The 25,372-nt window shown below is 49.8% G+C and carries 25 protein-coding genes and 6 pseudogenes; 13 read left to right on the top strand and 18 right to left on the bottom strand.

What is annotated here, in order from left to right:
* Nucleotides 1–109: 109 nt before the first annotated feature.
* The 6 genes from ACQGXV_RS02395 to ACQGXV_RS02420 form a co-directional block, all read right to left on the bottom strand.
* On the bottom strand, nt 110–313 hold the full coding sequence (locus ACQGXV_RS02395; RefSeq protein ID WP_440864778.1) for a hypothetical protein: 204 nt from the start codon (nt 311–313) through the stop codon (nt 110–112).
* Between the two features lie 15 nt (nt 314–328).
* The gene (locus ACQGXV_RS02400) at nt 329–862 is read right to left on the bottom strand and encodes an IS630 family transposase (protein ID WP_440862665.1); all 534 of its coding nucleotides are present in this window, start codon (nt 860–862) and stop codon (nt 329–331) included.
* Complete coding sequence (locus ACQGXV_RS02405) at nt 786–1,151, bottom strand: IS630 transposase-related protein (RefSeq protein WP_440862584.1); 366 nt, start codon at nt 1,149–1,151, stop codon at nt 786–788. Before ACQGXV_RS02405 ends, ACQGXV_RS02400 begins: the two co-directional genes overlap by 77 nt.
* A 281-nt stretch (nt 1,152–1,432) precedes the next feature.
* A protein-coding gene (locus ACQGXV_RS02410; RefSeq protein WP_440867173.1) for an IS3 family transposase occupies nt 1,433–2,898 on the bottom strand; the annotation gives its coding sequence in 2 pieces (ribosomal slippage) (nt 1,433–2,508 and nt 2,508–2,898; 1,467 coding nt in all).
* On the bottom strand, nt 2,898–3,431 hold the full coding sequence (locus ACQGXV_RS02415) for an IS630 family transposase (RefSeq protein ID WP_440867174.1): 534 nt from the start codon (nt 3,429–3,431) through the stop codon (nt 2,898–2,900). Before ACQGXV_RS02415 ends, ACQGXV_RS02410 begins: the two co-directional genes overlap by 1 nt.
* Nucleotides 3,355–3,720 carry an IS630 transposase-related protein gene (locus ACQGXV_RS02420; protein ID WP_440862584.1) on the bottom strand — a complete coding sequence of 122 codons (366 nt, stop codon included), beginning with the start codon at nt 3,718–3,720 and terminating at the stop codon, nt 3,355–3,357. Before ACQGXV_RS02420 ends, ACQGXV_RS02415 begins: the two co-directional genes overlap by 77 nt.
* Nucleotides 3,721–3,964: 244 nt before the next feature.
* Between ACQGXV_RS02420 and ACQGXV_RS02425 the strand changes: the two genes are divergently transcribed.
* Nucleotides 3,965–5,130 (top strand): IS3 family transposase gene (locus ACQGXV_RS02425; RefSeq protein ID WP_440864779.1). Its coding sequence is split into 2 segments (ribosomal slippage): nt 3,965–4,208 and nt 4,208–5,130, totalling 1,167 coding nucleotides; the frame shifts between segments, so codons are not numbered across the junction.
* Between the two features lie 43 nt (nt 5,131–5,173).
* Complete coding sequence (locus ACQGXV_RS02430; RefSeq protein ID WP_440867850.1) at nt 5,174–5,437, top strand: hypothetical protein; 264 nt, start codon at nt 5,174–5,176, stop codon at nt 5,435–5,437.
* 185 nt (nt 5,438–5,622) lie between these two features.
* Here the strand turns inward: ACQGXV_RS02430 and purL are convergent, their stop codons facing one another.
* Nucleotides 5,623–9,507: a phosphoribosylformylglycinamidine synthase gene (purL, locus tag ACQGXV_RS02435; protein WP_440867175.1), complete on the bottom strand. Its 3,885-nt coding sequence runs from the start codon at nt 9,505–9,507 to the stop codon at nt 5,623–5,625.
* Nucleotides 9,508–9,805: 298 nt separating this feature from the next.
* On the opposite strand from purL, the pseudogene ACQGXV_RS02440 reads away from it, so the two are divergent.
* The 5 genes and pseudogenes from ACQGXV_RS02440 to ACQGXV_RS02460 all read left to right on the top strand — a co-directional run.
* A pseudogene (locus ACQGXV_RS02440) lies at nt 9,806–10,577 on the top strand (transporter substrate-binding domain-containing protein); the annotation flags it as partial.
* Between the two features lie 355 nt (nt 10,578–10,932).
* Nucleotides 10,933–11,598: pseudogene (locus ACQGXV_RS02445) on the top strand (IS5 family transposase); the annotation flags it as partial.
* 34 nt (nt 11,599–11,632) lie between these two features.
* Nucleotides 11,633–11,998 carry an IS630 transposase-related protein gene (locus ACQGXV_RS02450; protein ID WP_440864667.1) on the top strand — a complete coding sequence of 122 codons (366 nt, stop codon included), beginning with the start codon at nt 11,633–11,635 and terminating at the stop codon, nt 11,996–11,998.
* Entirely contained in the window at nt 11,922–12,455 is a 534-nt protein-coding gene (locus ACQGXV_RS02455) for an IS630 family transposase (protein WP_440862665.1), read from the top strand. The genes ACQGXV_RS02450 and ACQGXV_RS02455 overlap by 77 nt, the downstream gene beginning before the upstream one ends.
* 188 nt (nt 12,456–12,643) lie before the next feature.
* A pseudogene (locus ACQGXV_RS02460) lies at nt 12,644–12,832 on the top strand (IS5/IS1182 family transposase); the annotation flags it as partial.
* A gap of 168 nt (nt 12,833–13,000) precedes the next feature.
* Here ACQGXV_RS02460 and ACQGXV_RS02465 read toward each other — a convergent pair.
* A complete protein-coding gene (locus ACQGXV_RS02465) occupies nt 13,001–13,900 on the bottom strand; it encodes a transposase family protein (protein ID WP_440862689.1) in 900 nt (299 codons plus the stop codon).
* Between the two features lie 209 nt (nt 13,901–14,109).
* On the opposite strand from ACQGXV_RS02465, the pseudogene ACQGXV_RS02470 reads away from it, so the two are divergent.
* Nucleotides 14,110–14,625: pseudogene (locus tag ACQGXV_RS02470) on the top strand (transglycosylase SLT domain-containing protein); the annotation flags it as partial.
* Nucleotides 14,626–14,629: 4 nt separating this feature from the next.
* Here the strand turns inward: ACQGXV_RS02470 and tadA are convergent.
* From tadA to murQ, 3 genes are all read right to left on the bottom strand, one after another.
* Nucleotides 14,630–15,148: a tRNA adenosine(34) deaminase TadA gene (gene tadA, locus ACQGXV_RS02475; RefSeq protein WP_440864780.1), complete on the bottom strand. Its 519-nt coding sequence runs from the start codon at nt 15,146–15,148 to the stop codon at nt 14,630–14,632.
* Between the two features lie 93 nt (nt 15,149–15,241).
* Nucleotides 15,242–15,880, bottom strand: coding sequence for a phosphatidylglycerophosphatase C (yfhb, locus tag ACQGXV_RS02480; RefSeq protein ID WP_440864781.1), 639 nt, complete (start codon nt 15,878–15,880; stop codon nt 15,242–15,244).
* A gap of 75 nt (nt 15,881–15,955) precedes the next feature.
* Complete coding sequence (gene murQ, locus ACQGXV_RS02485) at nt 15,956–16,849, bottom strand: N-acetylmuramic acid 6-phosphate etherase (RefSeq protein WP_440864782.1); 894 nt, start codon at nt 16,847–16,849, stop codon at nt 15,956–15,958.
* Nucleotides 16,850–16,888: 39 nt separating this feature from the next.
* Here murQ and ACQGXV_RS02490 point away from each other — a divergent pair, with 39 nt between their 5' ends.
* Complete coding sequence (locus ACQGXV_RS02490; RefSeq protein ID WP_440864783.1) at nt 16,889–17,068, top strand: hypothetical protein; 180 nt, start codon at nt 16,889–16,891, stop codon at nt 17,066–17,068.
* Here the strand turns inward: ACQGXV_RS02490 and ACQGXV_RS02495 are convergent.
* Genes ACQGXV_RS02495 through ACQGXV_RS02505 form a run of 3 tightly spaced genes read right to left on the bottom strand, consistent with a single transcriptional unit; the run spans nt 17,065 to nt 17,870 of the window.
* A complete protein-coding gene (locus ACQGXV_RS02495) occupies nt 17,065–17,187 on the bottom strand; it encodes a hypothetical protein (RefSeq protein ID WP_440864784.1) in 123 nt (40 codons plus the stop codon). The two genes, ACQGXV_RS02490 and ACQGXV_RS02495, sit on opposite strands and share 4 nt — an antisense overlap.
* Complete coding sequence (locus ACQGXV_RS02500; protein ID WP_440867176.1) at nt 17,138–17,581, bottom strand: transposase; 444 nt, start codon at nt 17,579–17,581, stop codon at nt 17,138–17,140. Before ACQGXV_RS02500 ends, ACQGXV_RS02495 begins: the two co-directional genes overlap by 50 nt.
* Complete coding sequence (locus ACQGXV_RS02505) at nt 17,505–17,870, bottom strand: IS630 transposase-related protein (protein ID WP_440862584.1); 366 nt, start codon at nt 17,868–17,870, stop codon at nt 17,505–17,507. The genes ACQGXV_RS02500 and ACQGXV_RS02505 overlap by 77 nt, the downstream gene beginning before the upstream one ends.
* Before the next feature lie 334 nt (nt 17,871–18,204).
* Here ACQGXV_RS02505 and ACQGXV_RS02510 point away from each other — a divergent pair.
* The 3 genes and pseudogenes from ACQGXV_RS02510 to ACQGXV_RS02520 form a co-directional block, all read left to right on the top strand.
* Nucleotides 18,205–18,742 (top strand): annotated as a pseudogene (locus ACQGXV_RS02510) (transglutaminase-like cysteine peptidase); the annotation flags it as partial.
* Between the two features lie 77 nt (nt 18,743–18,819).
* Nucleotides 18,820–19,743, top strand: coding sequence for an IS5 family transposase (locus tag ACQGXV_RS02515; protein ID WP_440862815.1), 924 nt, complete (start codon nt 18,820–18,822; stop codon nt 19,741–19,743).
* 310 nt (nt 19,744–20,053) lie between these two features.
* Nucleotides 20,054–20,965 (top strand): annotated as a pseudogene (locus ACQGXV_RS02520) (LapD/MoxY N-terminal periplasmic domain-containing protein); the annotation flags it as partial.
* A 153-nt stretch (nt 20,966–21,118) separates the two neighbouring features.
* On the opposite strand, the gene ACQGXV_RS02525 reads toward ACQGXV_RS02520, so the two are convergent.
* From ACQGXV_RS02525 to ACQGXV_RS02540, 4 genes are all read right to left on the bottom strand, one after another.
* Nucleotides 21,119–22,330 (bottom strand): IS256 family transposase, encoded by a 1,212-nt coding sequence (locus ACQGXV_RS02525; RefSeq protein WP_440864785.1) that lies wholly within the window; start codon nt 22,328–22,330, stop codon nt 21,119–21,121.
* A 35-nt stretch (nt 22,331–22,365) separates the two neighbouring features.
* Nucleotides 22,366–22,938, bottom strand: a complete 573-nt coding sequence (locus tag ACQGXV_RS02530) for a transposase family protein (RefSeq protein ID WP_440864786.1) — start codon at nt 22,936–22,938, stop codon at nt 22,366–22,368.
* Nucleotides 22,939–23,007: 69 nt separating this feature from the next.
* Nucleotides 23,008–23,931 carry an IS5 family transposase gene (locus ACQGXV_RS02535; protein ID WP_440864787.1) on the bottom strand — a complete coding sequence of 308 codons (924 nt, stop codon included), beginning with the start codon at nt 23,929–23,931 and terminating at the stop codon, nt 23,008–23,010.
* 9 nt (nt 23,932–23,940) lie between these two features.
* Entirely contained in the window at nt 23,941–24,303 is a 363-nt protein-coding gene (locus tag ACQGXV_RS02540) for a helix-turn-helix domain-containing protein (protein WP_440864788.1), read from the bottom strand.
* Between the two features lie 471 nt (nt 24,304–24,774).
* On the opposite strand from ACQGXV_RS02540, the gene ACQGXV_RS02545 reads away from it, so the two are divergent.
* A complete protein-coding gene (locus ACQGXV_RS02545) occupies nt 24,775–25,371 on the top strand; it encodes an EAL domain-containing protein (RefSeq protein ID WP_440864789.1) in 597 nt (198 codons plus the stop codon).
* Nucleotide 25,372: the final 1 nt, after the last annotated feature.

Raw genomic sequence — 25,372 nt, forward strand, 5'->3', positions numbered from 1 at the left:
CGCAATCATAACGAGGTGAATGAGCAATGAGGCATATTATGCACAATTCATGCCAATTCGCAATATGGATTTTAACCAACTGATAAACAATAACTTAAATTTACTTCAATCAGGTAAAAGAGGGAAAGGCCCCTTTATTAACATCATAATACGCCGCCGATCGCTGAAACCTGTCATCAAAAAAAGACGTCATATATAGCCAAGCGACATTATTTTGATAACAGCCAGCTATGCTTCTTTGCCGCATATCAGGGCATAGGATGTAATCATTTTTAAGTCGGTTGGCTATATCACCAGGAGCATTTATAGCCAAGCGACTTAATTTTGATTACACCATATGGACTGAGAACAAACTCTCTGTATCGCAACCCATCTCTCTTTTTTTGCTTTTTGCTTGTGCCCATTTATGCTCAATTGGGTTAAGATCTGGCGAATATGTAGGCAAATACTCCACCATATACCCTGCATCGATGATGACTTGTTGAATATTATGTTTTTTGTGAAAAGTGGCATTGTCCATCATGATTACACTGTTTTTAGGGAGTACTGGGATAAGGACTTGTGTGACCCAGGCATAGAAAACATCGCTGTTAATATTGATATCAAATAATCCGATAGCAAACAGCGTTGTGCCTAATAAAGCGCCGATAACATTTGTTCTTCCCCTAGCTCCCCAGTTCTTCAGGCCAAAACACCGTTGACCTTTTGGGGAATAGCCGTGAGTCCGTGGGGCATCGTGTGAAAAACCACTTTCATCAATAAAAACAATAGGTTTACCTTCTTTTTCATACTGTTGTTTTTTTTGTTGAAATCCCTGCCGGGCGTTTTCGTCGGCTTTCGGATGACGTAGAGTTTTTTTTATAGGTCAATCCCAGCTTTTTAAGCGCTTGCCAAATGGCCTTCTGACAAACGCCAAAACGCTCTGCACGTTCTTTTTGGTAAGCATCTGGATATTGTTCAACATCTTTTATCAACTCGGATTTATCGATCTTTCGCTGACGCGTGGTCGATGCTTTTGACTCTATTTGATTAATCCAACGCGATACAGAGGCAGGGCCAATCCGAAATTGCTTCGCTGTTTCTCGGATACTCAACCCTTCGTTTTTCCGTGTAGATATCACTTTACGTCTAAAATCAATTGAATAGCTCATTTAAATAATGTAATCAAAATTAAGTCGTTTAGCTATAACTAATAGAACGAAGCAGCCTGGCGGCTGCAAATCGAAGTGTGGCAGAATAGCGATATTCTGAAACCCGCCAGCCGAAGGTTATCCCGTGTCACATTCCCCTGAGCATCAGCGCGTTCATACAAAAATGGTTAAGCAGATTTTCAAAACGGTGGCCCGACAGGGCAACCTCCCTTACCAGCAATTCCGCCTTTTCGTTGACAACGATTGCGGTGCGTGTCAAGGTAGTTGTCGCCCCAGTTGATTCATACGGCCTGTTTTTCCCGTTCCGGATTTAGCCACACTTCGTCCTGCCGCTCCCAGTTTCTTGTTGGCCCTGACCAACGATGCGGGTTCTGCATTTTTGCTGCCTCATACACCGATTTTCGCTTTACCAGCAACTGGCTGTCTTCGCCTCTGTGCCGCTGGCCCGGCGTGACATACCGGATACCGCTATGGCGATGTTCCTCGTTGTACCAGCCGACGAAGGTTTCCACCCAGGCTCGCGCATCTTCCAGCGTTGCAAAGCCTTTTTCAGACCATGCAGGCACGTATTTCAGCATCCTGAACAGCGATTCCACGTGGGCGTTGTCGTTGCTTACCCGCGGCCGACTGTGTGACGGGGTTATCTTCAGCTCCGCAAGCTTCACCTGCAGCACCTGTGACTTCATCGGTGCACCGTTATCCGCATGCAGTACCAGCGGCTCCTGCCAGCAGCGCTCGCTCAGCACCGTTCGCTTCAGCAGTTCTGCTGCATACTCGCCGCTTTCGACCGGGTACACCTCATAACCCACTATTTTGCGACTGAACACATCTTCTATGAGATACAGGTAGAACCAGTGACCCGCCGTCAGCGACTTCAGCCAGGTGATGTCCCACGACCACACCTGGTTCGGCGCGATCGCCTTCCATGTCGACAGCGGCTTACTTTGCGGGGCCTGCTGACGCCCGCGATGACTGACCTCTCCGGCACGGCGCAACACCCGGTAAAACGTCGATTCACTGGCAACGTAACGCCCCTCATCGGCTAGTGCCGGTACGATTTGCGCCGGCGACAGACTGGCGAATCGTGGCTCATGGCAGATGGCCAGCACCTGCTGTTCCTCTTCAGCACTGAGCCTGTTTTTCGGCATCGGCCGTGATGCCGTCGGTCGCCGGTCGTCAGGACTTAGCCGCCAGCGCTGGAACGTCCGCTCGCTAATACCTACAGACCTGCAGGCATCGCTTTGCCGGACGCCGGCAGTGGCAGCCTCCTCCAGCATCTTCATCAGCCGTAACCTGTCGGCTGTGCGCGTCATTCGACCTCGCGTTCTTCGTCGAAGAACGCCTTGAGCTTTTTTTCCAGGATGAGCAGTGCCGCCGCTTCGGCGAGGGCTTTGTCCTTGCGGGCTATTTCACGATTAAGCTGCTGAATTTCTTTTTGTTGTTTCTTTATTAAGGCTCTTTCTGCACGCTGACCTGGCTGCATAAACTCGTCCTTCCACTGCTGAATCTGTTCAGGATAGAGGCCTTTACGGCGACAGTATTCAGCCACAGCATGAGCAGAAAGCGGCGCGGTTTCAACGATAACGGCGAAGCGCGCATCCTGAGACCACTCCAGGTGGAGTTTACTCTCACTGGCTGCCGACTGAGTCGGAATTCCAGCCTGAGACCGCCAGCCATAAAGCGTATTGGCGGGAATGCCTTCCAGGCGGGATATCTGGTAAATATAGCCAAGCGACTTAATTTTGATTACACCATATGGACTGAGAACAAACTCTCTGTATCGCAACCCATCTCTCTTTTTTTGCTTTTTGCTTGTGCCCATTTATGCTCAATTGGGTTAAGATCTGGCGAATATGTAGGCAAATACTCCACCATATACCCTGCATCGATGATGACTTGTTGAATATTATGTTTTTTGTGAAAAGTGGCATTGTCCATCATGATTACACTGTTTTTAGGGAGTACTGGGATAAGGACTTGTGTGACCCAGGCATAGAAAACATCGCTGTTAATATTGATATCAAATAATCCGATAGCAAACAGCGTTGTGCCTAATAAAGCGCCGATAACATTTGTTCTTCCCCTAGCTCCCCAGTTCTTCAGGCCAAAACACCGTTGACCTTTTGGGGAATAGCCGTGAGTCCGTGGGGCATCGTGTGAAAAACCACTTTCATAAATAAAAACAATAGGTTTACCTTCTTTTTCATACTGTTGTTTTTTTTGTTGAAATCCCTGCCGGGCGTTTTCGTCGGCTTTCGGATGACGTAGAGTTTTTTTTATAGGTCAATCCCAGCTTTTTAAGCGCTTGCCAAATGGCCTTCTGACAAACGCCAAAACGCTCTGCACGTTCTTTTTGGTAAGCATCTGGATATTGTTCAACATCTTTTATCAACTCGGATTTATCGATCTTTCGCTGACGCGTGGTCGATGCTTTTGACTCTATTTGATTAATCCAACGCGATACAGAGGCAGGGCCAATCCGAAATTGCTTCGCTGTTTCTCGGATACTCAACCCTTCGTTTTTCCGTGTAGATATCACTTTACGTCTAAAATCAATTGAATAGCTCATTTAAATAATGTAATCAAAATTAAGTCGTTTAGCTATAGACTGACTATGCGGCGGCAACATTCTGGCGATCACACCCGCTTTACGTTCTGGCGAATAGCTTCCCATGAACAGCTTCTCCAGCCCCCTAGATTTTTTCACTCAGAGGCGACAACTACCCTGACATGGGGGGATTGTAGTGGCATACTGAATTTGGCCACCTAAGTAGAGGTGATATGCTTACCTCATAATTTTTATAGGTGCCAAAATGAGTAAAATAATTACTGCTGAATTTAAATGTGAAACCGCCAAATTAGTCCTTGACCAAAATTATACCTACCAGGAAGCCGCGAAAGCCATGAACGTCAGTCTTTCAGCGATTAGCCGGTGGGTAAGAGCCCTTCGTTTAGAACGTCAAGGGAAAACATCGCCTGGTCTGCCATTAACACCTGAACAAATTGAGTTCAGAGAAATGAAGAAAAAAATCCACCGACTGGAAATGGAGAATGCCATCTTAAAAAAGGCTACTGCGCTCTTAATGTCCGACTCACTGAAAAATTCTCGGTAGTTGAAAAGCTAAGAGCGCTTTATCCAGTGAAAGCGTTGTGTCGTATTTTTAATGTTCACCGAAGCAGTTATCGCTATTGGTGTCGACCTAAGGAGCCAGATATTGAGCGGACGATAAAACGTAGCCTGGTCAGCGAAGCGTGGAACGTTAGTGGCGGGTCTGCGGGCGCAAGGACTATCGCCACGATGGTTACCAATACACACGACGTGAAACTTGGGCGGTGGTTAGCGGGTAAGTTGATGAAAGAATTAACCCTCGTTAGTTGCCAAACAAGAAAACATCAATACAACCGCGGTGGAAATGAACGTATTGATATTCCAAATCTGCTCAATAGGCAGTTCGCTGTTACCAAGCCTGACCAGGTTTGGTGCGGCGATGTAACCTATATTTGGACAGGCGACCGATGGGCGTATCTGGCGGTGGTATTAGATTTATTTGCCCGAAAACCCGTGGGTTGGGCAATGTCGTTTTCGCCAGATTCAGAATTAACAGCCAAAGCACTACAAATGGCTTGGGAACTGCGTGGGCATCCCAAACAAGTCATGTTTCATAGTGACCAAGGAAGCCATTACACCAGTCGTCAGTATAGGCAGGCATTGTGGCGTTATCAGATGACCCAAAGTATGAGTCGCAGAGGAAATTGTTGGGATAATAGTCCGATGGAGCGATTCTTCCGTAGTCTGAATACTGAATGGGTGCCAACGACTGGCTACCAAAGCTTTAGTACTGCTCAATCATCCATTATTCGCTACATAACCCATTATTATAGCGATGTCAGACCTCACTGGTATAACGGTGGGTTAACACCAAATGAATCAGAACGGCTGTTCCATCAACAGTCAGGTAGGGTGGCCAAATTTAGTTGACCACTACAGGCTGATAAAGCATATACCGGAGAAGCATTTCCGGATGGTGCGTTACTTTGGTTTTCTGGCTAACCGCGTAGTGGGAAAACTGTTGCCTCTGGTGAGAAAAGCCCTAGGGCAGGATAATGTGAAAAAAGCAGCGCCAGTGGCATACACAACGCTGAGTCAGGGATTACTGAATACAGACCCGTTTGCCTGCCTGCTGTGCGGGGCAAAAATGGCGTTCAGCCGGGCGCTGCCGGCAACGGCCCTGGAGAAGCGAATCGCGAACGCCGGGGAGATAGCGCGAATGCGTTACGTTGGATAATGCGGGGAAGATCTGCCTGGAATTCGGCGATGTAAATATCAATTGATTTAATGTCTCCAAATGGAAACATTAAATCAATTGTCGCTATATCGCGACAAATCTCAATATTACAGCAAAAAAACGGCTCCACACCCAATAAAAAAAGGGGCGCATCGCCCCTTTTATAGTCAATACCCGACTACCCCTTAACCAAGTTGACGACGCGCGTTGCGGAACATGCGCATCCATGGGCTGTCTTCACCCCAGTTTTCCGGGTGCCAGGAGTTGCTCACGGTACGGAAAACACGCTCCGGGTGTGGAATCATCACTGTAGCGCGGCCACTGGCACTGGTGACTGCCGTGATCCCGTTCGGAGAACCGTTCGGGTTTGCCGGATAGTTCTCGGTTACCTGCCCAAAGTTGTTCACGAAGCGCAGTGCGACCAGATGCTCATGTTCAAGCGCCGATAAATGGGCGGCATCACGCACTTCAACGTGCCCTTCACCGTGAGAGACTGCGATTGGCATACGCGATCCCACCATGTCATTCATAAACAATGATGGGCTTTTAGTGACTTCAACCAGACTGAAGCGCGCTTCAAAGCGGTCAGACAGGTTGCGCACAAAGCGCGGCCAGTGATCTGCACCTGGGATCAGTTCGCGCAGATTGGACATCATCTGGCAACCGTTGCACACGCCGAGCGCCAGCGTTTGCGGACGTTGGAAGAAGGCAGCAAATTCATCGCGCACCCGCGGATCGAACAGAATGGATTTCGCCCACCCCTCGCCCGCCCCCAATACATCGCCGTAAGAGAAGCCACCGCAAGCGACCAGCGCCTGGATGTCTTGCAGATTGCGACGGCCTGCCAGTAGATCGCTCATGTGCACATCGATGGCGTCAAAACCGGCGCGATGGAACGCAGCCGCCATTTCAACGTGCGAGTTAACGCCCTGCTCACGCAGCACCGCCACTTTAGGACGAACCCCTTTGGCGATAAAAGGTGCAGCAATATCCTGCGCAAGATCGAACGTCAGTGAGACATTCAGGCCCGGATCGGTCTCATCCTGTTTAGCGGCATGTTCCTGATCGGCACAGTGCGGGTTGTCACGCAGGCGCTGCATCTGCCAAGTGGTTTCCGCCCACCAGGTGCGCAGCGTAGTGCGGCTCTCCTGATACACCACATCGTTGCCATGCGTGATCACAAAGCGGTTGCCCTGAGCGGCATGGCCCAAACGGTGAACAATGTCGGCCAAACCGTGCTCGGCCAGTACCTGTTCAACGTGCGCCAGACGATCGGCGGACACTTGAATCACTGCCCCCAGCTCTTCGGTAAACAGTGAGGCCAGCGGATCGTTACCCAATGCCGCGATATCAACGTCGATACCACAGTGACCGGTAAACGCCATTTCGGCCAGCGTCACAATCAGACCACCGTCAGAACGGTCGTGATAGGCCAGCAGCGCATCATCCGCCACCAGTGTTTGGATAGCGTTAAAGAAGCCAGCCAACTGTTGCGGGTTGCGCACATCGGCGGTATGGCGGCCTAACTGACGGTAGACCTGTGCCAGCGCTGTCGCGCCCAGCGTATGGTGCCCGGCACCCAGATCGATAAGCAGCAGCACATTGTCCCGATCGGCGCGCAACTGCGGCGTGACAGTTTTACGCACATCTTCCACGCGAGCGAATGCGGTGATCACCAGTGACAGCGGAGAGGTGACGCTGCGCTCCTGATCGCCGTCTTGCCAGCGGGTTTTCATCGACATGGAGTCTTTACCCACCGGAATGGTCAACCCCAATGCAGGGCAGAGTTCTTCGCCGATGGCTTTTACCGCTTCATAAAGTCCCGCGTCTTCACCGGGGTGCCCTGCTGCTGACATCCAGTTTGCGGAGAGTTTCACGCGCGTTAACGCGCCAATCTGGGTCGCGGCAATGTTGGTTAACGCTTCCCCCACCGCCAGACGGGCGGAGGCACCAAAGTTACGCAACGCCACAGGCGCACGTTCGCCAATCGACATCGCTTCACCGTGATAGCTGTCGAGGCTTGCGGTGGTGACAGCACAGTTTGCTACCGGAATTTGCCACGGTCCGACCATCTGATCGCGTGCCACCATACCGGTCACAGAACGGTCACCAATAGTGATCAGGAAGGTTTTCTCTGCCACGACCGGCAGGTGCATCACGCGCTCTACTGCTTCGGCCAGGAAGATACCCTCGCGGTTCAGCAAGGTGCCTTCGCTCACCAGACGTTTAACATCGCGCAGCATTTTCGGCGTTTTGCCCAGCAGCACGTCGAGCGGCAGATCGATCGGCTGATTATTGAAGTGGCGATCGTTCAGGGTTAAATGTTGTTCTTCCGTCGCTTCACCAATGACTGCGTAAGGTGCGCGCTCACGGTGGCACAGCTCATCAAACAGCGCCAGTTTTTCCGGCGCAACCGCCAGCACATAGCGCTCTTGCGATTCGTTACACCACACTTCCAGCGGGCTCATACCCGGTTCATCGTTAAGAATATCGCGCAGCTCAAAGCGTCCACCGCGTCCGCCATCGCTCACCAGTTCCGGCATGGCGTTAGACAAACCGCCCGCGCCCACGTCGTGGATAAACAGAATCGGGTTATCTTCACGCAGTTGCCAGCAGCGATCGATCACTTCCTGACAACGGCGTTCCATTTCCGGGTTATCGCGCTGCACAGAGGCGAAATCCAGATCGGCATCCGATTGGCCGGATGCCATCGAGGAGGCTGCACCGCCGCCCAGGCCGATGTTCATGGAGGGACCACCCAGCACAATCAGCTTAGCGCCTACCGTGATCTCACCTTTTTTCACGTGATCGGCACGGATGTTACCAATACCTCCCGCCAGCATCACTGGCTTGTGATAACCGCGCAGTTCGCTGCCGTTATGGCTGTCAACCTGCTCTTCATAAGTGCGGAAGTAACCGCTCAGCGCAGGGCGACCGAACTCGTTGTTAAAGGCCGCACCGCCCAACGGGCCATCAAGCATGATGTCCAACGCGCTGACGATACGATCCGGCTTACCGAAATCTTCTTCCCACGGCTGTTCGAAGTGAGGAATACGCAAATTGGAGACCGAGAACCCGACCAGACCAGCTTTGGGTTTGGCACCGCGCCCCGTTGCCCCTTCATCGCGAATTTCACCGCCGGAACCGGTCGCCGCACCCGGCCAGGGAGAAATGGCCGTCGGGTGGTTGTGGGTTTCTACTTTCATCAGAATATGTGTCGGTTCCTGATGGTAGTCATAATGCCCTTGCGGATCGGCAAAGAAACGTCCTGCCTCGGAGCCTTCCATCACTGCCGCGTTATCTTTATACGCAGACAACACGTGTTCCGGCGTGTGCTCAAAGGTGTTCTTGATCATTTTAAACAGCGACTTGGGCTGCGCTTCACCATCAATCACCCAGTCGGCGTTAAAAATTTTGTGACGGCAGTGCTCAGAGTTAGCCTGGGCGAACATATAGAGTTCAATGTCGGTCGGGTTGCGCCCCAAACGGGTAAAAGCATCCAACAGGTAGTCGATTTCATCTTCCGCCAGCGCCAATCCCAGACGCACGTTGGCCTGTTCCAACGCCTTACGCCCCTCGAGCAGAGTGTCTACCCGTTTTAACGGAGCAGGCTGATGCTGGGCAAACAGCTGTTCTGCCTGCCCCATTTCCGTGAAGACGGTTTCCATCATGCGGTCATGCAGCAGAGCGCCCAATTGCTGCCACTGTTCATCGCTCAGCGTCGGTGCATGAATATAGAAGGCCAATCCGCGCTCCAGGCGAATGACTTTATCCAGGCCGCAGTTGCGCGCAATATCGGTAGCTTTGGAAGACCAGGGAGAAATGGTGCCAGGGCGCGGTGTGACCAACAGTAAGCGCCCACTAGGCTCATGCTCCGCGAGAGAGGGGCCATATTTTAACAGTCGTGTGAGTTTGACCTGCTCATCGCTGTTCAGTGGTGCACGTACGGCGGCAAAGTGAACGTACTCCGCATAGATGTCACTAATTGGCAAAAAGTGCTCTTTGCAACGCGTCAGCAACTTATTTACACGGAAGGCCGATAGGGCAGGTGAACCACGCAGTATTTCCATCATCTAAAAAATCTCTCGTCTTCGATGTACTGAGTTTCAGTACGTCAGTGGGCGCTACTTTGTCGCGCAGCCAAGGGGGGGGAAACGCGCGTCATTATAGAGAATTGTGACGCCCGACGAAACCGTTTGCGCAGAGTTTGTTGCACATCTTATTTTTGTCATGGTCAAGCTTTAACCTGATGGATAACTGTTGCACACTGGCGGTTTGTTAAGCAAAATGCCCCCAATCTGGGAGAGTGTAGACAAAAAAACTGCCGTTACAGACAGAAAGGCCACACGGCCACCGAGAGATAACTATTTGAAGCGTTTAACATTAAATTATTTTTTTCATCGGGGTTATTACGTTACTGCTGATGTTGGCGCTCTGGCCCAACATCCCCTGGCACAGCGGCCAGGATACCCAGCTCAATCAGATCCTTTCCCGGGGCGAGCTGCGTATCAGCACGCTCAATTCGCCGCTAACCTATACCGTCAGTAACGGAACCCCCTCAGGACTTGATTATGAACTGGCTAAACGGTTCGCCGATTACCTTGGCGTCAAGCTGGTGGTGTAGGCACGTCCAAATCTTGACGCCTTGTTCGATGATTTAGACAACGACAATGCCGATCTGCTTGCTGCCGGGCTGATTTACAACCATGAGCGATTGAACCGCTTTCGCGCGGGACCAACGTATTATTCCGTTTCGCAGCAACTGGTTTACCGCATGGGGGCCACGCGCCCTAAAAACCTGGAAAAACTGAGCGGTCGGTTAGCGGTCACATCGGGCTCAGCCCATATCGCCACGTTGCGCGATTTGAAAAGCAATAAATATCCGGCGTTAAGCTGGGAAGCCGCCTCGGACCTCAGCACACAGGATTTGCTCAAACAGGTGGCACAGGGGGCGTTGGATTACACGCTGGCGGATTCCGTCACCATCGGTTTGATGCAGCGCATTCACCCGCAACTTTCCGTGGCGTTCGATCTGAGCGATGAAGAGCCGGTCACCTGGTATATGCGCCGCACCCAGGACGACAGCCTGTACGCCGCTTTGTTGGATTTTTTCAGGGCTTTGTTGAATAATTTAACCGTTTGATTTACATCTTCTTTAGTTAGAATGTATTTACAGAGAATGTATTTTGTTAGAACGACAAATCAAATAGTTAGCACAATAAAAAGCATTCCGAGAGGAAAAATTAGTCGTTGAAATTTTATAATGCTTATATAAATCAGTATCTTAAATTATTCAACAAAGCCTTTTTTCAGTCAAACCGTGGAAGACGGTACGCTGGCGCGCCTGGAAGAGAAATACCTCGGTCATGTGGGCGAATTTGATTATGTCGATACCCGCACCTTCCTGAGCGCTATCGACGGCTTTGTTGAATAAATCGAACTTTCAGGGGATCGCCGGATCAGAGCACTATCATCGCTCCCGATAGCAGCTCCCCATGGCAAAGCAAAAGTTTAAAATCACCAACTGGCCCACCTACAACAAAGCACTCAGACAACGCGGCTCCCTGACGGTCTGGCTTGATGAGTCGGCCATCGCTGCATGGACTGACAGTGCTTCGCCTGAAGGTCGTGGTCGGCCGCTTTACTACACCGATATGGCTGTTACCACGGTTTTGATGATAAAGCGCGTGTTTAACCTGTCGCTCCGGGCATTACAGGGCTTTGTCGACTCGGTTTTTACACTGATGAGCCTGCCACTGCGCTGCCCGGACTACTCTCTGGTCAGTCGGCGGGCAAAAACCGTCAGTATCAGCATAAAAACGCCAACGCGTGGTGAAATCTCGCATCTGGTCATCGACAGTACCGGTCTGAAGGTCTTTGGCGAAGGTGAATGGAAAGTCAGGCAGCATGGGGCTGACAGACGAAGAGTGTGGCGCAAGCTTCATCTGGCAGCAGACAGTGCGACGCATGAGATTATCTGTGCCGACTTATCGCTCAGCGGAACGACAGATGCGCAGGCACTGCCGGGCCTGATTAACCAAACCCACCGGAAAATCAGGGAAGTGTCAGCAGACGGTGCTTATGACGCCCGTTACTGCCACGATGCGTTGCTAAGAAAGAAAATCAGGCCCCTTATCCCGCCGCGAAGCGGAGCGAAATATAGCTAAACGACTTAATTTTGATTACATTATTTAAATGAGCTATTCAATTGATTTTAGACGTAAAGTGATATCTACACGGAAAAACGAAGGGTTGAGTATCCGAGAAACAGCGAAGCAATTTCGGATTGGCCCTGCCTCTGTATCGCGTTGGATTAATCAAATAGAGTCAAAAGCATCGACCACGCGTCAGCGAAAGATCGATAAATCCGAGTTGATAAAAGATGTTGAACAATATCCAGATGCTTACCAAAAAGAACGTGCAGACCGTTTTGGCGTTTGTCAGAAGGCCATTTGGCAAGCGCTTAAAAAGCTGGGATTGACCTATAAAAAAAACTCTACGTCATCCGAAAGCCGACGAAAACGCCCGGCAGGGATTTCAACAAAAAAAACAACAGTATGAAAAAGAAGGTAAACCTATTGTTTTTATTGATGAAAGTGGTTTTTCACACGATGCACCACGGACTCACGGCTATTCCCCAAAAGGTCAACGGTGTTTTGGCCTGAAGAACTGGGGAGCTAGGGGAAGAACAAATGTTATCGGCGCTTTATTAGGCACAACGCTGTTTGCTATCGGATTATTTGATATCAATATTAACAGCGATGTTTTCTATGCCTGGGTCACACAAGTCCTTATCCCAGTACTCCCTAAAAACAGTGTAATCATGATGGACAATGCCACTTTTCACAAAAAACATAATATTCAACAAGTCATCATCGATGCAGGGTATATGGTGGAGTATTTGCCTACATATTCGCCAGATCTTAACCCAATTGAGCATAAATGGGCACAAGCAAAAAGCAAAAAAAGAGAGATGGGTTGCGATACAGAGAGTTTGTTCTCAGTCCATATGGTGTAATCAAAATTAAGTCGCTTGGCTATACTGGCCGGACAAGTACTATGAACGTAACCATGCGGTGGCGAATCAGCGTCTGGGCGGGAGTAATGATATAGCCAACCGACTTAAAAATGATTACATCCTATGCCCTGATATGCGGCAAAGAAGCATAGCTGGCTGTTATCAAAATAATGTCGCTTGGCTATATGTGGAAAAAGAAAGTGGGTTATCACCGGCGTTCAGTGGCAGAAACAGCGATGTTCCGCATAAAAACTTTGCTGGGTGGCCACCTGAGCCTGCGTGACTACGATGCTCAGGTGGGTGAATCCATGGCGATGGTCAAAGCGCTGAATCGTATGACGTTGTTGGGTATGCCACACAGCGTCAGGATCGGATAACAGGTGTAGCAGAGGGAGTCATCCTGTCGGCTAATTCTGATTTATTCAACAAAGCCGCTATCGACAACACCTTGCCCGACTTACAACCCCTGTTTGCCAAATATGCCAGCGACATTAAGCGTGTTGCTTAATAGTGAAATAAGGGTGTTTCGGTGATTGAAGTAAATTTTACGCTGTTCTGAGATGGAAATTCCAAAGACCGGCGCTAAGGAGTAAGAAGGTATCATCAATAAAGGGTCTACGATTCCGTAAAATTTGGGTCATGCAACCGAGGCGCTTGATACCCGCGATGGCGTCTTCAACTGTAATACGGATGCCCGAGATTATTTTATTTTCTTGTTTTTGTTCAGGCGATAAAGGTCTTTTTCGAGTTCCTTTTTTTGGGATTTGTGTATTAGGATGCTGTTTATCTATACCTTGAAAACCGGTATCTGCCCAGATGGTTACCTCAGGAGGAATATGGCGAATTATATCGACTTTATCGAGTAAGCGTTTATCGTGACGGCGCCCATTTTTGCTCATGGGGATAAATCCAATTTGCCTTGTTTCGTCAGTCATAATAAGCCCTTTTCGAGTGGTCTGTCTTTTCTTTCCCGAATACATTTTTTTTCGCCGACGCAGATTCTTAGGCTTTTGGACAGGTCGCTCTGTCCCATCAATAAAGACGTCTTTAACTCCAGGAAAGGCGCGAAAAAATTCCTCAGCAGAGCGAATTTGACGAGCGGGCAAAACACATTCTCGCCCCAAGGTCATCTCTAAAACCGGTAATAATATTTTTACCCAGCGACATACCCGTGTTCTATCTAAACCAAAAAGAAGTCCTTGCAAATCATAGGTCGGATAACATTTTAAATACAATAAAATAAAAAGCAGTTTATCTAATGGGGTTGGGATAAATCCTTTCTGCCCTGCACCCATCTGCCGCTCGTGATCTTTTCGATTCTTTTTCCGATAAATCAAATAACAAGCTGAAAATTCAGCGGCTAAATTTTTCAATTCTTCGACTGATAATCCAATGATTGCTTTACATAAACGATTATCTCGTAACAACCGCTCTTTGTTGATCATTTCAAACCTTTATTCTCTAAGTTAAACCTCTTTTTATTCTCAATAGCCTGACAAAAAATGCAAGTCTCTATTCAGCAACTAGTTTATTGACTGGAAATTTCTGGCAGCCATCTCTTATAGCTAAGCGACATTATTTTGATAACAGCCAGCTATGCTTCTTTGCCACATATCAGGGCATCGGCTGTAATCATTTTTAAGTCGGTTGGCTATATCAAGAATCGCACTGGAACCCGTTGGCGGCCTCGCCGACTGGCGTGCGAGGTTTGATGATGCTGACGCGTAACACCGCAGAGAGCCTGAATGTGACCGACAGACTCGATCCGGAACAGAGCATTAGCGGTGGCGCACGCTATCTGGCGCATATGATGGAAAAAATGCCGGAAAGCATCCCCGAGGATGAGAAGATTTGGTTTGCACTGGCCTCTTACAATATGGGCTATGCCCATCTGCTGGATGCGCGCAAACTGACTGAAAAACAAAAGGGTAATCCCGATAGCTGGGCAGATGTGAAGGTCCGTCTGCCGATGCTCAGCCAGAAACGCTATTATGCCCAGACGACGTAAGGCTATGCACGCGGCCACGAAGCCTATAACTACGTTGAAAATATCCGCCGCTATATGCTGAGCCTGGAAGGGTATCTGACCGAGAAAGCCAATAAAACCCAGCAGCAGGAACTATTAGCGAGCGCTTACCCTGCCGTACCGCCAGAAAAACTCGGCAAATAAGCTGTCAGGCTGCGCCGTTAGCCTTTTCCTGAGCACGTCGCGCTTTATGCTGCGCGCGGCGTATACGGAAAAAATCACTGAGGGTGTGGGCACATTCGGCAGCCAATACGCCAGACGTGATCGCTATATGATGATTCATGCCGGGATGCCTCAGGATGTCGACCAACGATCCTGCTGCCCCGGTTTTTTCATCGTTGGCGCCATACACCAGTCGACCAATACGGCTGTGCACCATTGCGCCAGCGCACATGACACAAGGCTCAAGCGTCACATACAGCGTCGCATTGATTAAGCGGTAGTTCTGCAAGACTTTTCCACCCTGGCGCAACGCCATGATTTCGGCGTGTGCCGTCGGATCGTGATGGCCGATGGGACGATTCCAGCCCTCACCAATCACCTGATTATCCAGAACCAGCACCGCACCGACGGGCACCTCCCCCTCCTCCTGCGCCCGTTGGGCCAGTGTCATAGCATGACGCATCCAATATTCATCAGGCCGATGGCCATCAAGGGTGTCATTCATGGTGCCTCCCGGGTATGCATCGCGCTTTTTTGGTCGCGCGCATTATTCAGGGTGTGAAGAAAAAGCAGAGTGCTTATTGCCTCCCCGACACCGTTACTCTAACTGTTGCAGCGTGCCTGCACGCGTTACGCGCCAGCGGTGTTCGCAAAAAAACAGCAGAGGATTATCTTGCTTGCTGTCGCTGTAGCCGCTGTGCAATTGCAGTGGCGCACCTAGCTGTTTTTCCATCTGCACCACCTTCTCTCGGCCCAGACAGCGCAGCGGCAACACCCAGCCGCCGTAAACGCGAACCATCTGGCTGCCCATCAGTTTGACGCCGGGGAAAAACGCGGCGTCATGGTAAACCTGCTCAACCAAACGCTGTGGCGAGCCGGTTACCAGCCACACCTGCGCATCGGAAGCGGCGAGATACTCAGTCAAGCGCTGCTGCACCACAGGAAATGGCGTCACCCAACGACGAAAACGGACCACAAACGCCTGCTCCAGCGCCCGTAAATGCGCCTCACGGCGACCAAAGGTGATGGCCCAAAGCAGGGCACTCATTGGCCAGCGCGCGGCCCTGCCGCGTGCTAGCAATACCAGCCCTGCCACCGGCAACACCGGAATCACCAGCAGTAAATTCAACGGCAGGCGCTTTAACAGGTAACGCAAAAAACAGCCAAACAGGTCCTCGCGATGCAGCGTGCCGTCCAAATCAAAAAACACGATACGTGTCGGTGATTGTTCACCCAAACTGTTTTCCTCTTGCCAAGGTAATCGCCACGTTAAGGGAAAGCATGGGCACACACGGCGCCCATTTCCGTCTTGCTAAGATAACAGCGCATCGCGTAGATAACCGTGGTGCGTTTCCAACCGCTGCTCGGCCTCTGCTACGCTAATAGCGCTGAGGATCATCAGTATAGCGGGTTTGGCCGCATAGCTGGTTTCTTGTAACGCTCTCTGCGCCTCGTCACGCGCGGCCCCGGTGGCTTCCATCACGATGCGACAGGCCCGGTCTACCAGTTTTTCATTGGTGGCTTTTACATCAACCATTAGGTTTTGGTACACTTTCCCAAGCTTAACCATCACGCCCGTGGAGAGCATGTTAAGCACCAGCTTTTGTGCCGTACCTGATTTCAGACGCGTCGAACCGGTCAACGCCTCCGGCCCCACCACGGGTGAAATCGCCACCTCTGCCAGCGCCGCAATCGGGGAGGCGGGGTTGCAAGAGATAGCGACCGTGCCACAGCCTTGACGACGAGCATATTTCAACGCGCCAATCACATAAGGCGTGCGGCCCGACGCCGCCAGCCCCACGACGGTGTCCTGTGGCGTGAGCGACAGCGCAACCAGATCGGCCTCACCGAGGGAAGGATCGTCCTCTGCACCTTCGACGGCCTTCAACAACGCGCCAGGCCCACCGGCTATCAATCCGATAACCAGCCCGTGAGGCACACCAAAGGTCGGTGGGCATTCAGACGCATCAAGTACCCCTAAGCGCCCACTGGTGCCCGCCCCGAGATAGATCAATCGCCCACCCGTTTTCATTCTGGCAGCCGCCATATCCACCGCACGCGCAATCTCCGGCAGCACCAGACTTATCGCCTCGGGCACTTTACGATCTTCCTGATTGAACAGCGTCACCATCGCAAGCGTTGTTTGACTGTCCAGTTCCATCGTTGCCGGATTACGGGTTTCTGATACCAAGGTGGCTAAATTCATTTTTTCTCCCTGACACACGGTGTGCGCTGCTGACCCAGCTTGCTACTATACCCTAAAAAATTCGCGTTACCGGAAGGCGGTATAGCCAAGCGACTTAATTTTGATTACACCATATGGACTGAGAACAAACTCTCTGTATCGCAACCCATCTCTCTTTTTTTGCTTTTTGCTTGTGCCCATTTATGCTCAATTGGGTTAAGATCTGGCGAATATAGCTAAGCGACATTATTTTGATAACAGCCAGCTATGCTTCTTTGCCACATATCAGGGCATCGGCTGTAATCATTTTTAAGTCGGTTGGCTATATGTAGGCAAATACTCCACCATATACCCTGCATCGATGATGACTTGTTGAATATTATGTTTTTTGTGAAAAGTGGCATTGTCCATCATGATTACACTGTTTTTAGGGAGTACTGGGATAAGGACTTGTGTGACCCAAGCATAGAAAACATCGCTGTTAATATTGATATCAAATAATCCGATAGCAAACAGCGTTGTGCCTAATAAAGCGCCGATAACATTTGTTCTTCCCCTAGCTCCCCAGTTCTTCAGGCCAAAACACCGTTGACCTTTTGGGGAATAGCCGTGAGTCCGTGGGGCATCGTGTGAAAAACCACTTTCATCAATAAAAACAATAGGTTTACCTTCTTTTTCATACTGTTGTTTTTTTTGTTGAAATCCCTGCCGGGCGTTTTCGTCGGCTTTCGGATGACGTAGAGTTTTTTTTATAGGTCAATCCCAGCTTTTTAAGCGCTTGCCAAATGGCCTTCTGACAAACGCCAAAACGCTCTGCACGTTCTTTTTGGTAAGCATCTGGATATTGTTCAACATCTTTTATCAACTCGGATTTATCGATCTTTCGCTGACGCGTGGTCGATGCTTTTGACTCTATTTGATTAATCCAACGCGATACAGAGGCAGGGCCAATCCGAAATTGCTTCGCTGTTTCTCGGATACTCAACCCTTCGTTTTTCCGTGTAGATATCACTTTACGTCTAAAATCAATTGAATAGCTCATTTAAATAATGTAATCAAAATTAAGTCGTTTAGCTATAAAGGTGTGATTCACGTGACAATGCTGCGACATGCAGCGTGACGGGTATAATTACTTTTGGCTGCCATGAAGTAGGTTATTCTGCCATAATAGTGAACGACAATTCGTCTGTAGCGACAGCGTTTCCGCCCTCAGAGCCTATTCTCTCTTTACACCAGGAAGGTGTACATGTCTGCCTTGTGTCCAACAGGGCCGCATGGCGTATTTTCACGCAATAAGGCTGCACACCGCAATGAGGATGAGAGGCTTACTCTGGTTCAATCAATAGTGAAGAGAAACACCGGTGAATGACCACTGGATAACGACATGGCGTAATAATGGGGTTCTGCTTCTGCTGTTCAGCAGTCTGTTACTGCTGACGGCAACGCTGCGCGCGGATTGGGATTTCGTCACCATTAATCAGCGCCCGGAACAACTTTACGGCCCGGCAACACCGGAAGCGCGTAAGCGTATTAATGAATGGCAGGCATTATTAGGCTCATTGCCCGGCAGCGATGAAAAAAAATTATTGGAATCGGTAAACCTTTTTTTTAATGAACGACTGCTATTTCGCGACGATCGTGTCATCTGGCAGCAAGAAGATTATTGGGCAACGCCCATCCGAAGCGCTGCGCAAAGGAATGGCTGACTGCGAAGATTATTCTATTGCAAAATATTTTACGCTCCGTCGGCTCGGTATTCCGAATGAAAAGTTGCGAATTACTTACTTTAAAGCATTACGCCTTAATCAGGCACATATGATCGTGGCTTATTATCCCACCCCAACCTCTATTCCGCTGGTGTTGGATAATCTAACGGATAAAATATTACCCGCGAAGCAGCGTACCGATCTCATTCGGCTTTGTTGAATAAATCGAACTTTCAGGGGATCGCCGGATCAAAGCACTATCATCGCTCCCGATAGCAGCTCCCCATGGCAAAGCAAAAGTTTAAAATCACCAACTGGCCCACCTACAACAAAGCACTCAGACAACGCGGCTCCCTGACGGTCTGGCTTGATGAGTCGGCCATCGCTGCATGGACTGACAGTTCTTCGCCTGAAGGTCGTGGTCGGCCGCTTTACTACACCGATATGGCTGTTACCACGGTTTTGATGATAAAGCGCGTGTTTAACCTGTCGCTCCGGGCATTACAGGGCTTTGTCGACTCGGTTTTTACACTGATGAGCCTGCCACTGCGCTGCCCGGACTACTCTCTGGTCAGTCGGCGGGCAAAAACCGTCAGTATCAGCATAAAAACGCCAACGCGTGGTGAAATCTCGCATCTGGTCATCGACAGTACCGGTCTGAAGGTCTTTGGCGAAGGTGAATGGAAAGTCAGGCAGCATGGGGCTGACAGACGAAGAGTGTGGCGCAAGCTTCATCTGGCAGCAGACAGTGCGACGCATGAGATTATCTGTGCCGACTTATCGCTCAGCGGAACGACAGATGCGCAGGCACTGCCGGGCCTGATTAACCAAACCCACCGAAAAATCAGGGAAGTGTCAGCAGACGGTGCTTATGACGCCCGTTACTGCCACGATGCGTTGCTAAGAAAGAAAATCAGGCCCCTTATCCCGCCGCGAAGCGGAGCCAAATACTGGCCGGACAAGTACCATGAACGTAACCATGCGGTGGCGAATCAGCGTCTGAGCGGGAGTAATGATATGTGGAAAAAGAAAGTGGGTTATCACCGGCGTTCAGTGGCAGAAACAGCGATGTTCCGCATAAAAACTTTGCTGGGTGGCCATCTGAGCCTGCGTGACTATGAGGCTCAAGTAGGTGAAGCCATAGCGATGGTCAAAGCGCTGAACCGTATGACGTTGTTGGGTATGCCACACAGCGTCAGGATAGGATAACAGGTGTAGCAGAGGGAGTCATCCTGTCGGCTAATTCTGATTTATTCAACAAAGCCATCTCATTCCCGTTTATTCCTTCAATGCAGAGGATTGTGGCTGCCCGGCAGTGGTGGCAGCAATAAACGGGTCGGCGACAGTAAACGGCTTTCGCGTTGGCAAGATGTATTGACCAAAATGCGGGCCGAAGGTTTTTCTCTTGAAGAGTAGGATTAGGCTATGTCTCTATAGCCAACCGACTTAAAAATGATTACATCCTATGCCCTGATATGCGGCAAAGAAGCATAGCTGGCTGTTATCAAAATAATGTCGCTTGGCTATATACAAACAACTTTTGATAGCCATCGGCTTATTCGTGCTGGTGATTTTTAGCGGCAGTTTTTTTGTCAGCCTGGAAAATTCACGCGAGCAGTCGAATAATCAATTGCAATCCCACGCGCAGGATGCTGCCACCGCATTGGGATTGTCGCTAACGCCCAATATCGACGATCCGGCCATGGTGGAATTAATGGTCAGTTCGATTTTTGATAGCGGCTATTTTTCCAGCATTCGCGTGCGCGATATTAAAACCGGTGACATCACACTGGAACGCATCGCCTCGCCAGAAATTCCCAATGTTCCAGCCTGGTTTGTACGGCTGGTCAATCTGACGCCGGGCAATGGCGAGGCCATCGTAATGCGCGGGTGGGAGCAGGCAGCAAAAGTGGAAGTGGTCAGCCACCCGATGTTCGCCATTACCCGTCTGTGGCAAAGCACCTCCGCGGGCGCCCTATGGCTGTTGGGCTGTGCCGCATTCGGCTTACTGATTGGCGCGCTGCTACTGCGCAGCCAGTTGCGCCCCTTGAATTACATGGTGAAACAGTCGCTGGCGATCACCCGCCGCGAATACCTCACTCAGCCGGATTTGCCCAGTACCCCCGAATTCCGCCGCCTGGCGCAGGCCATGAACCTGATGGTCAGTAAGCTGAAGACGCTGTTTGAAGAAGAAGCCTAGCGAAGTGAACGCTTACGTCAAGAAGCCTATCAGGATCCGCAAACCGGGCTGCCTAGCCGTCGTGCCTTTGAGATGCAGTTTAATGACAAAAGCAGCAATGAAGAGACACCGCCGGGCTACCTCATCATGATTCGCATACAGGATCTTGCGGGCCTCAACCAACGGCTCGGCGGTCAACGCACCGATTCACTGCTGGAGACCATGGCGAAAATGATGCGTACCGCGCAAAAGCTCTATAAGCGTGTTGCTTAATAGTGAAATAAGGGTGTTTCGGTGATTGAAGTAAATTTTACGCTGTTCTGAGATGGAAATTCCAAAGACCGGCGCTAAGGAGTAAGAAGTATCATGAGTCTGTAAAGAATTTCGTGTAAATGGCTCCATCGCTTAACCGGAAATCCGATCTCCATACATCAACATGAATTGGCTCATAGCCGGTTTCCAGTCTCTGATTGGTAGGGTCCATTTAGCCGAGATATTATGCAAGGCTAGATAGAATAATTTTAGCACCGAGTCATCCGTTGGAAATATTCGTCGCGTTTTCGTTATCTTGCGCAATGAAGCATTTAACGACTCTATCGCGTTGGTGGTGTAGATAACCTTGCGAATCTCCGGCGGAAAATCAAAAATGACGATGAGACGTTCCCAATTATTTCTCCACGATGGGCTGATCGTCGGGAACTGCTCATCCCATTTGTCCGCGAAGGCATCCAGGGCCTCTTCAGCGCCCTCTAGCGTTGCGGAACTATAGATAGTGCGGAGGTCAGCAGCAACGGCTTTACGCTCTTTCCAGCCGACGTAGCGCAGCGAGTTCCGCACCTGATGCACGATGCAGAGCTGTACCCGCGTATGCGGGTAAACAACTTCAATGGCATCAGGAAAGCCCTTCAGGCCATCGCAGCAGGCGATGAAGATGTCCTGTAGCCCACGATTTTTCAGTTCTGTCATTACAGATAACCAGAACTTGGCCTCCTCAGTTTTGGCTATCCATAGCCCCAGCAGCTCTTTTTCGCCCTGGCCGTTGATGCCTAGAGCCAAGTAAACAGACTTGTTGGTCACGGCTCCGCCGTCCTGGCTTTTGACCACAATACAGTCAAGGTAAACAATGAGATAAAACGCATCCAGCGGCCGTTGCTGCCAGCGCTTAACGTCATCCATCACGGCATTGGTCACTTGAGAAATGAAGCCAGCGGAAACATCGACCCCGTAGACTTCTTTAAAGTGAGCCTGAATATCACGGGTTGATAGCCCTCTGGAATAGAGAAAAATAATGCGGTCATCGAAGCCGTTAAGCTGCTTTTCGTGCTTACCGATCAGTGTCGGCTCGAAGGTACTGTTGCGGTCGCGCGGAATATCGAGCTCGAGCGCCCCATTTTGGCTACGTACGCTCTTGGATGTCTTGCCATTGCGGGAGTTGCCTGAATTATTACCAGCCGGGTCATGCTTAGCATACCCAAGGTGTATCTCCATCTCAGCTTCAAGAACCCGTTCCGCCAGTCTTTTAGTCAGTTCCTTGAGTAGGCCTGATTCACCCAGAAGCTCCTGAGGGGAGTGGCAATCCTGAAGCAGTTGGTCAATAAGTTCGTTGCTGATAGGCATTTTTTGTCCTCTGAAGGTTTTCCTCAAAATGCCATTTACACAGATCTTTTTACACTCTCGGTATCATCAATAAAGGGTCTACGATTCCGTAAAATTTGGGTCATGCAACCGAGACGCTTGATACCCGCGATGGCGTGTTCAACTGTAATACGGATGCCCGAGATTATTTTATTTTCTTGTTTTTGTTCAGGCGATAAAGGTCTGTTTCGAGTTCCTTTTTTTGGGATTTGTGTATTAGGATGCTGTTTATCTATACCTTGAAAACCGGTATCTGCCCAGATGGTTACCTCAGGAGGAATATGGCGAATTATATCGACTTTATCGAGTAAGCGTTTATCGTGACGGCGCCCATTTTTGCTCATGGGGATAAATCCAATTTGCCTTGTTTCGTCAGTCATAATAAGCCCTTTTCGAGTGGTCTGTCTTTTCTTTCCCGAATACATTTTTTTTCGCCGACGCAGATTCTTAGGCTTTTGGACAGGTCGCTCTGTCCCATCAATAAAGACGTCTTTAACTCCAGGGAAGGCGCGAAAAAATTCCTCAGCAGAGCGAATTTGACGAGCGGGCAAAACACATTCTCGCCCCAAGGTCATCTCTAAAACCGGCAATAATATTTTTACCGGCTTTGTTGAATAAATCAGAATTAGCCGACAGGATGACTCCCTCTGCTACACCTGTTATCCTATCCTGACGCTGTGTGGCATACCCAACAACGTCATACGGTTCAGCGCTTTGACCATCGCTATGGCTTCACCTACTTGAGCCTCATAGTCACGCAGGCTCAGATGGCCACCCAGCAAAGTTTTTATGCGGAACATCGCTGTTTCTGCCACTGAACGCCGGTGATAACCCACTTTCTTTTTCCACATATCATTACTCCCGCTCAGACGCTGATTCGCCACCGCATGGTTACGTTTATGGTACTTGTCCGGCCAGTATTTGGCTCCGCTTCGCGGCGGGATAAGGGGCCTGATTTTCTTTCTTAGCAACGCATCGTGGCAGTAACGGGCGTCATAAGCACCGTCTGCTGACACTTCCCTGATTTTTCGGTGGGTTTGGTTAATCAGGCCCGGCAGTGCCTGCGCATCTGTCGTTCCGCTGAGCGATAAGTCGGCACAGATAATCTCATGCGTCGCACTGTCTGCTGCCAGATGAAGCTTGCGCCACACTCTTCGTCTGTCAGCCCCATGCTGCCTGACTTTCCATTCACCTTCGCCAAAGACCTTCAGACCGGTACTGTCGATGACCAGATGCGAGATTTCACCACGCGTTGGCGTTTTTATGCTGATACTGACGGTTTTTGCCCGCCGACTGACCAGAGAGTAGTCCGGGCAGCGCAGTGGCAGGCTCATCAGTGTAAAAACCGAGTCGACAAAGCCCTGTAATGCCCGGAGCGACAGGTTAAACACGCGCTTTATCATCAAAACCGTGGTAACAGCCATATCGGTGTAGTAAAGCGGCCGACCACGACCTTCAGGCGAAGCACTGTCAGTCCATGCAGCGATGGCCGACTCATCAAGCCAGACCGTCAGGGAGCCGCGTTGTCTGAGTGCTTTGTTGTAGGTGGGCCAGTTGGTGATTTTAAACTTTTGCTTTGCCATGGGGAGCTGCTATCGGGAGCGATGATAGTGCTTTGATCCGGCGATCCCCTGAAAGTTCGATTTATTCAACAAAGCCATTTTTACCCAGCGACATACCCGTGTTCTATCTAAACCAAAAAGAAGTCCTTGCAAATCATAGGTCGGATAACATTTTAAATACAATAAAATAAAAAGCAGTTTATCTAATGGGGTTGGGATAAATCCTTTCTGCCCTGCACCCATCTGCCACTCGTGATCTTTTCGATTCTTTTTCCGATAAATCAAATAACAAGCTGAAAATTCAGCGGCTAAATTTTTCAATTCTTCGACTGATAATCCAATGATTGCTTTACATAAACGATTATCTCGTAACAACCGCTCTTTGTTGATCATTTCAAACCTTTATTCTCTAAGTTAAACCTCTTTTTATTCTCAATAGCCTGACAAAAAATGCAAGTCTCTATTCAGCAACTAGTTTTATGCCGAGCAGGAGAGCGTACTAGCCCGTTTGCGCGGCGGCGAATTTGCCCTGCTGTGCCCCTGCATGGGGCTTTGTTGAATAATTTAAGATACTGATTTATATAAGCATTATAAAATTTCAACGACTAATTTTTCCTCTCGGAATGCTTTTTATTGTGCTAACTATTTGATTTGTCGTTCTAACAAAATACATTCTCTGTAAATGCATTCTAACTAAAGAAGATGTAAATCAAACGGTTAAATTATTCAACAAAGCCGGTGACCACGCACTCACGCGGGCAGAAAGCTCCCCGTTGCATCACGCGCCGCTGGCGGAAAATGAGGCCCATTCGCCGGCGGAAGCCGATCGCCACCTGTGGTTTAATCGCCTGGATACCCTGCTAAATGAGGAACGCCTGCAACTGTTCTTCCAGCCGGTTTGCCGCTGCGCTCCCCCCCGGTGAGGTGCTCCATCATAAGGTACTGGCGCGTATCAACGATGAGCAGGGCAACAGCATCGCTGCGGGATTTTTCCTCCCCTGGATCCAGCGTTTTGGCTGGAATGCCCTGTTAGATCAGGTGATGGTAAAGCAAACATTGGATTATCTGTCACGTAGCTCTGGCACGCTGGCGCTGAGTCTGTCGGGCAGCACCGTGCTGGATTTAAACCTGCTGACGCAAATGCTGGCACCGCTTAAGGGCCATCCCGAGCGAGCACGTCGCGTGCTCCTTGAGCTGGATGAAAACCAGTTACCGGAAACCCATCATCTTGAAGCGCTGATCGCACTGCTCAGCGAATACGGTTGCCAACTGGGGCTACAGCACTTCGGCGGACGTTTTAACCTGATAGGTAATCTGGCGCAATGGGGGCTTGCCTACCTGAAAATTGATGGCAGCTACATTCGCAATATCGATCGGGAAAACGATAAAAAGGTTTTTATTGAAGCCCTTTACCGCACCGCCAACAGCATTGATTTACCGCTGATTGCACTGGTCAAGTAAA

It is taken from the genome of Symbiopectobacterium purcellii (genome assembly GCF_052050035.1).
Lineage (GTDB): Bacteria > Pseudomonadota > Gammaproteobacteria > Enterobacterales > Enterobacteriaceae > Symbiopectobacterium > Symbiopectobacterium purcellii_A.

Coding starts and splice junctions, on each gene's coding strand:
- ACQGXV_RS02405 (WP_440862584.1), bottom strand. CDS start 1,151: ATGAGCTATTCAATTGATTTTAGACGTAAAGTGATATCTACACGGAAA.
- ACQGXV_RS02420 (WP_440862584.1), bottom strand. CDS start 3,720: ATGAGCTATTCAATTGATTTTAGACGTAAAGTGATATCTACACGGAAA.
- ACQGXV_RS02430 (WP_440867850.1), top strand. CDS start 5,174: ATGGTGCGTTACTTTGGTTTTCTGGCTAACCGCGTAGTGGGAAAACTG.
- purL (WP_440867175.1), bottom strand. CDS start 9,507: ATGGAAATACTGCGTGGTTCACCTGCCCTATCGGCCTTCCGTGTAAAT.
- ACQGXV_RS02450 (WP_440864667.1), top strand. CDS start 11,633: ATGAGCTATTCAATTGATTTTAGACGTAAAGTGATATCTACACGGAAA.
- ACQGXV_RS02465 (WP_440862689.1), bottom strand. CDS start 13,900: ATGATCAACAAAGAGCGGTTGTTACGAGATAATCGTTTATGTAAAGCA.
- tadA (WP_440864780.1), bottom strand. CDS start 15,148: ATGAATGACACCCTTGATGGCCATCGGCCTGATGAATATTGGATGCGT.
- murQ (WP_440864782.1), bottom strand. CDS start 16,849: ATGAATTTAGCCACCTTGGTATCAGAAACCCGTAATCCGGCAACGATG.
- ACQGXV_RS02495 (WP_440864784.1), bottom strand. CDS start 17,187: ATGCAGGGTATATGGTGGAGTATTTGCCTACATATAGCCAACCGACTT.
- ACQGXV_RS02505 (WP_440862584.1), bottom strand. CDS start 17,870: ATGAGCTATTCAATTGATTTTAGACGTAAAGTGATATCTACACGGAAA.
- ACQGXV_RS02515 (WP_440862815.1), top strand. CDS start 18,820: ATGGCAAAGCAAAAGTTTAAAATCACCAACTGGCCCACCTACAACAAA.
- ACQGXV_RS02525 (WP_440864785.1), bottom strand. CDS start 22,330: ATGCCTATCAGCAACGAACTTATTGACCAACTGCTTCAGGATTGCCAC.
- ACQGXV_RS02535 (WP_440864787.1), bottom strand. CDS start 23,931: ATGGCAAAGCAAAAGTTTAAAATCACCAACTGGCCCACCTACAACAAA.
- ACQGXV_RS02540 (WP_440864788.1), bottom strand. CDS start 24,303: ATGATCAACAAAGAGCGGTTGTTACGAGATAATCGTTTATGTAAAGCA.
- ACQGXV_RS02545 (WP_440864789.1), top strand. CDS start 24,775: ATGAGGAACGCCTGCAACTGTTCTTCCAGCCGGTTTGCCGCTGCGCTC.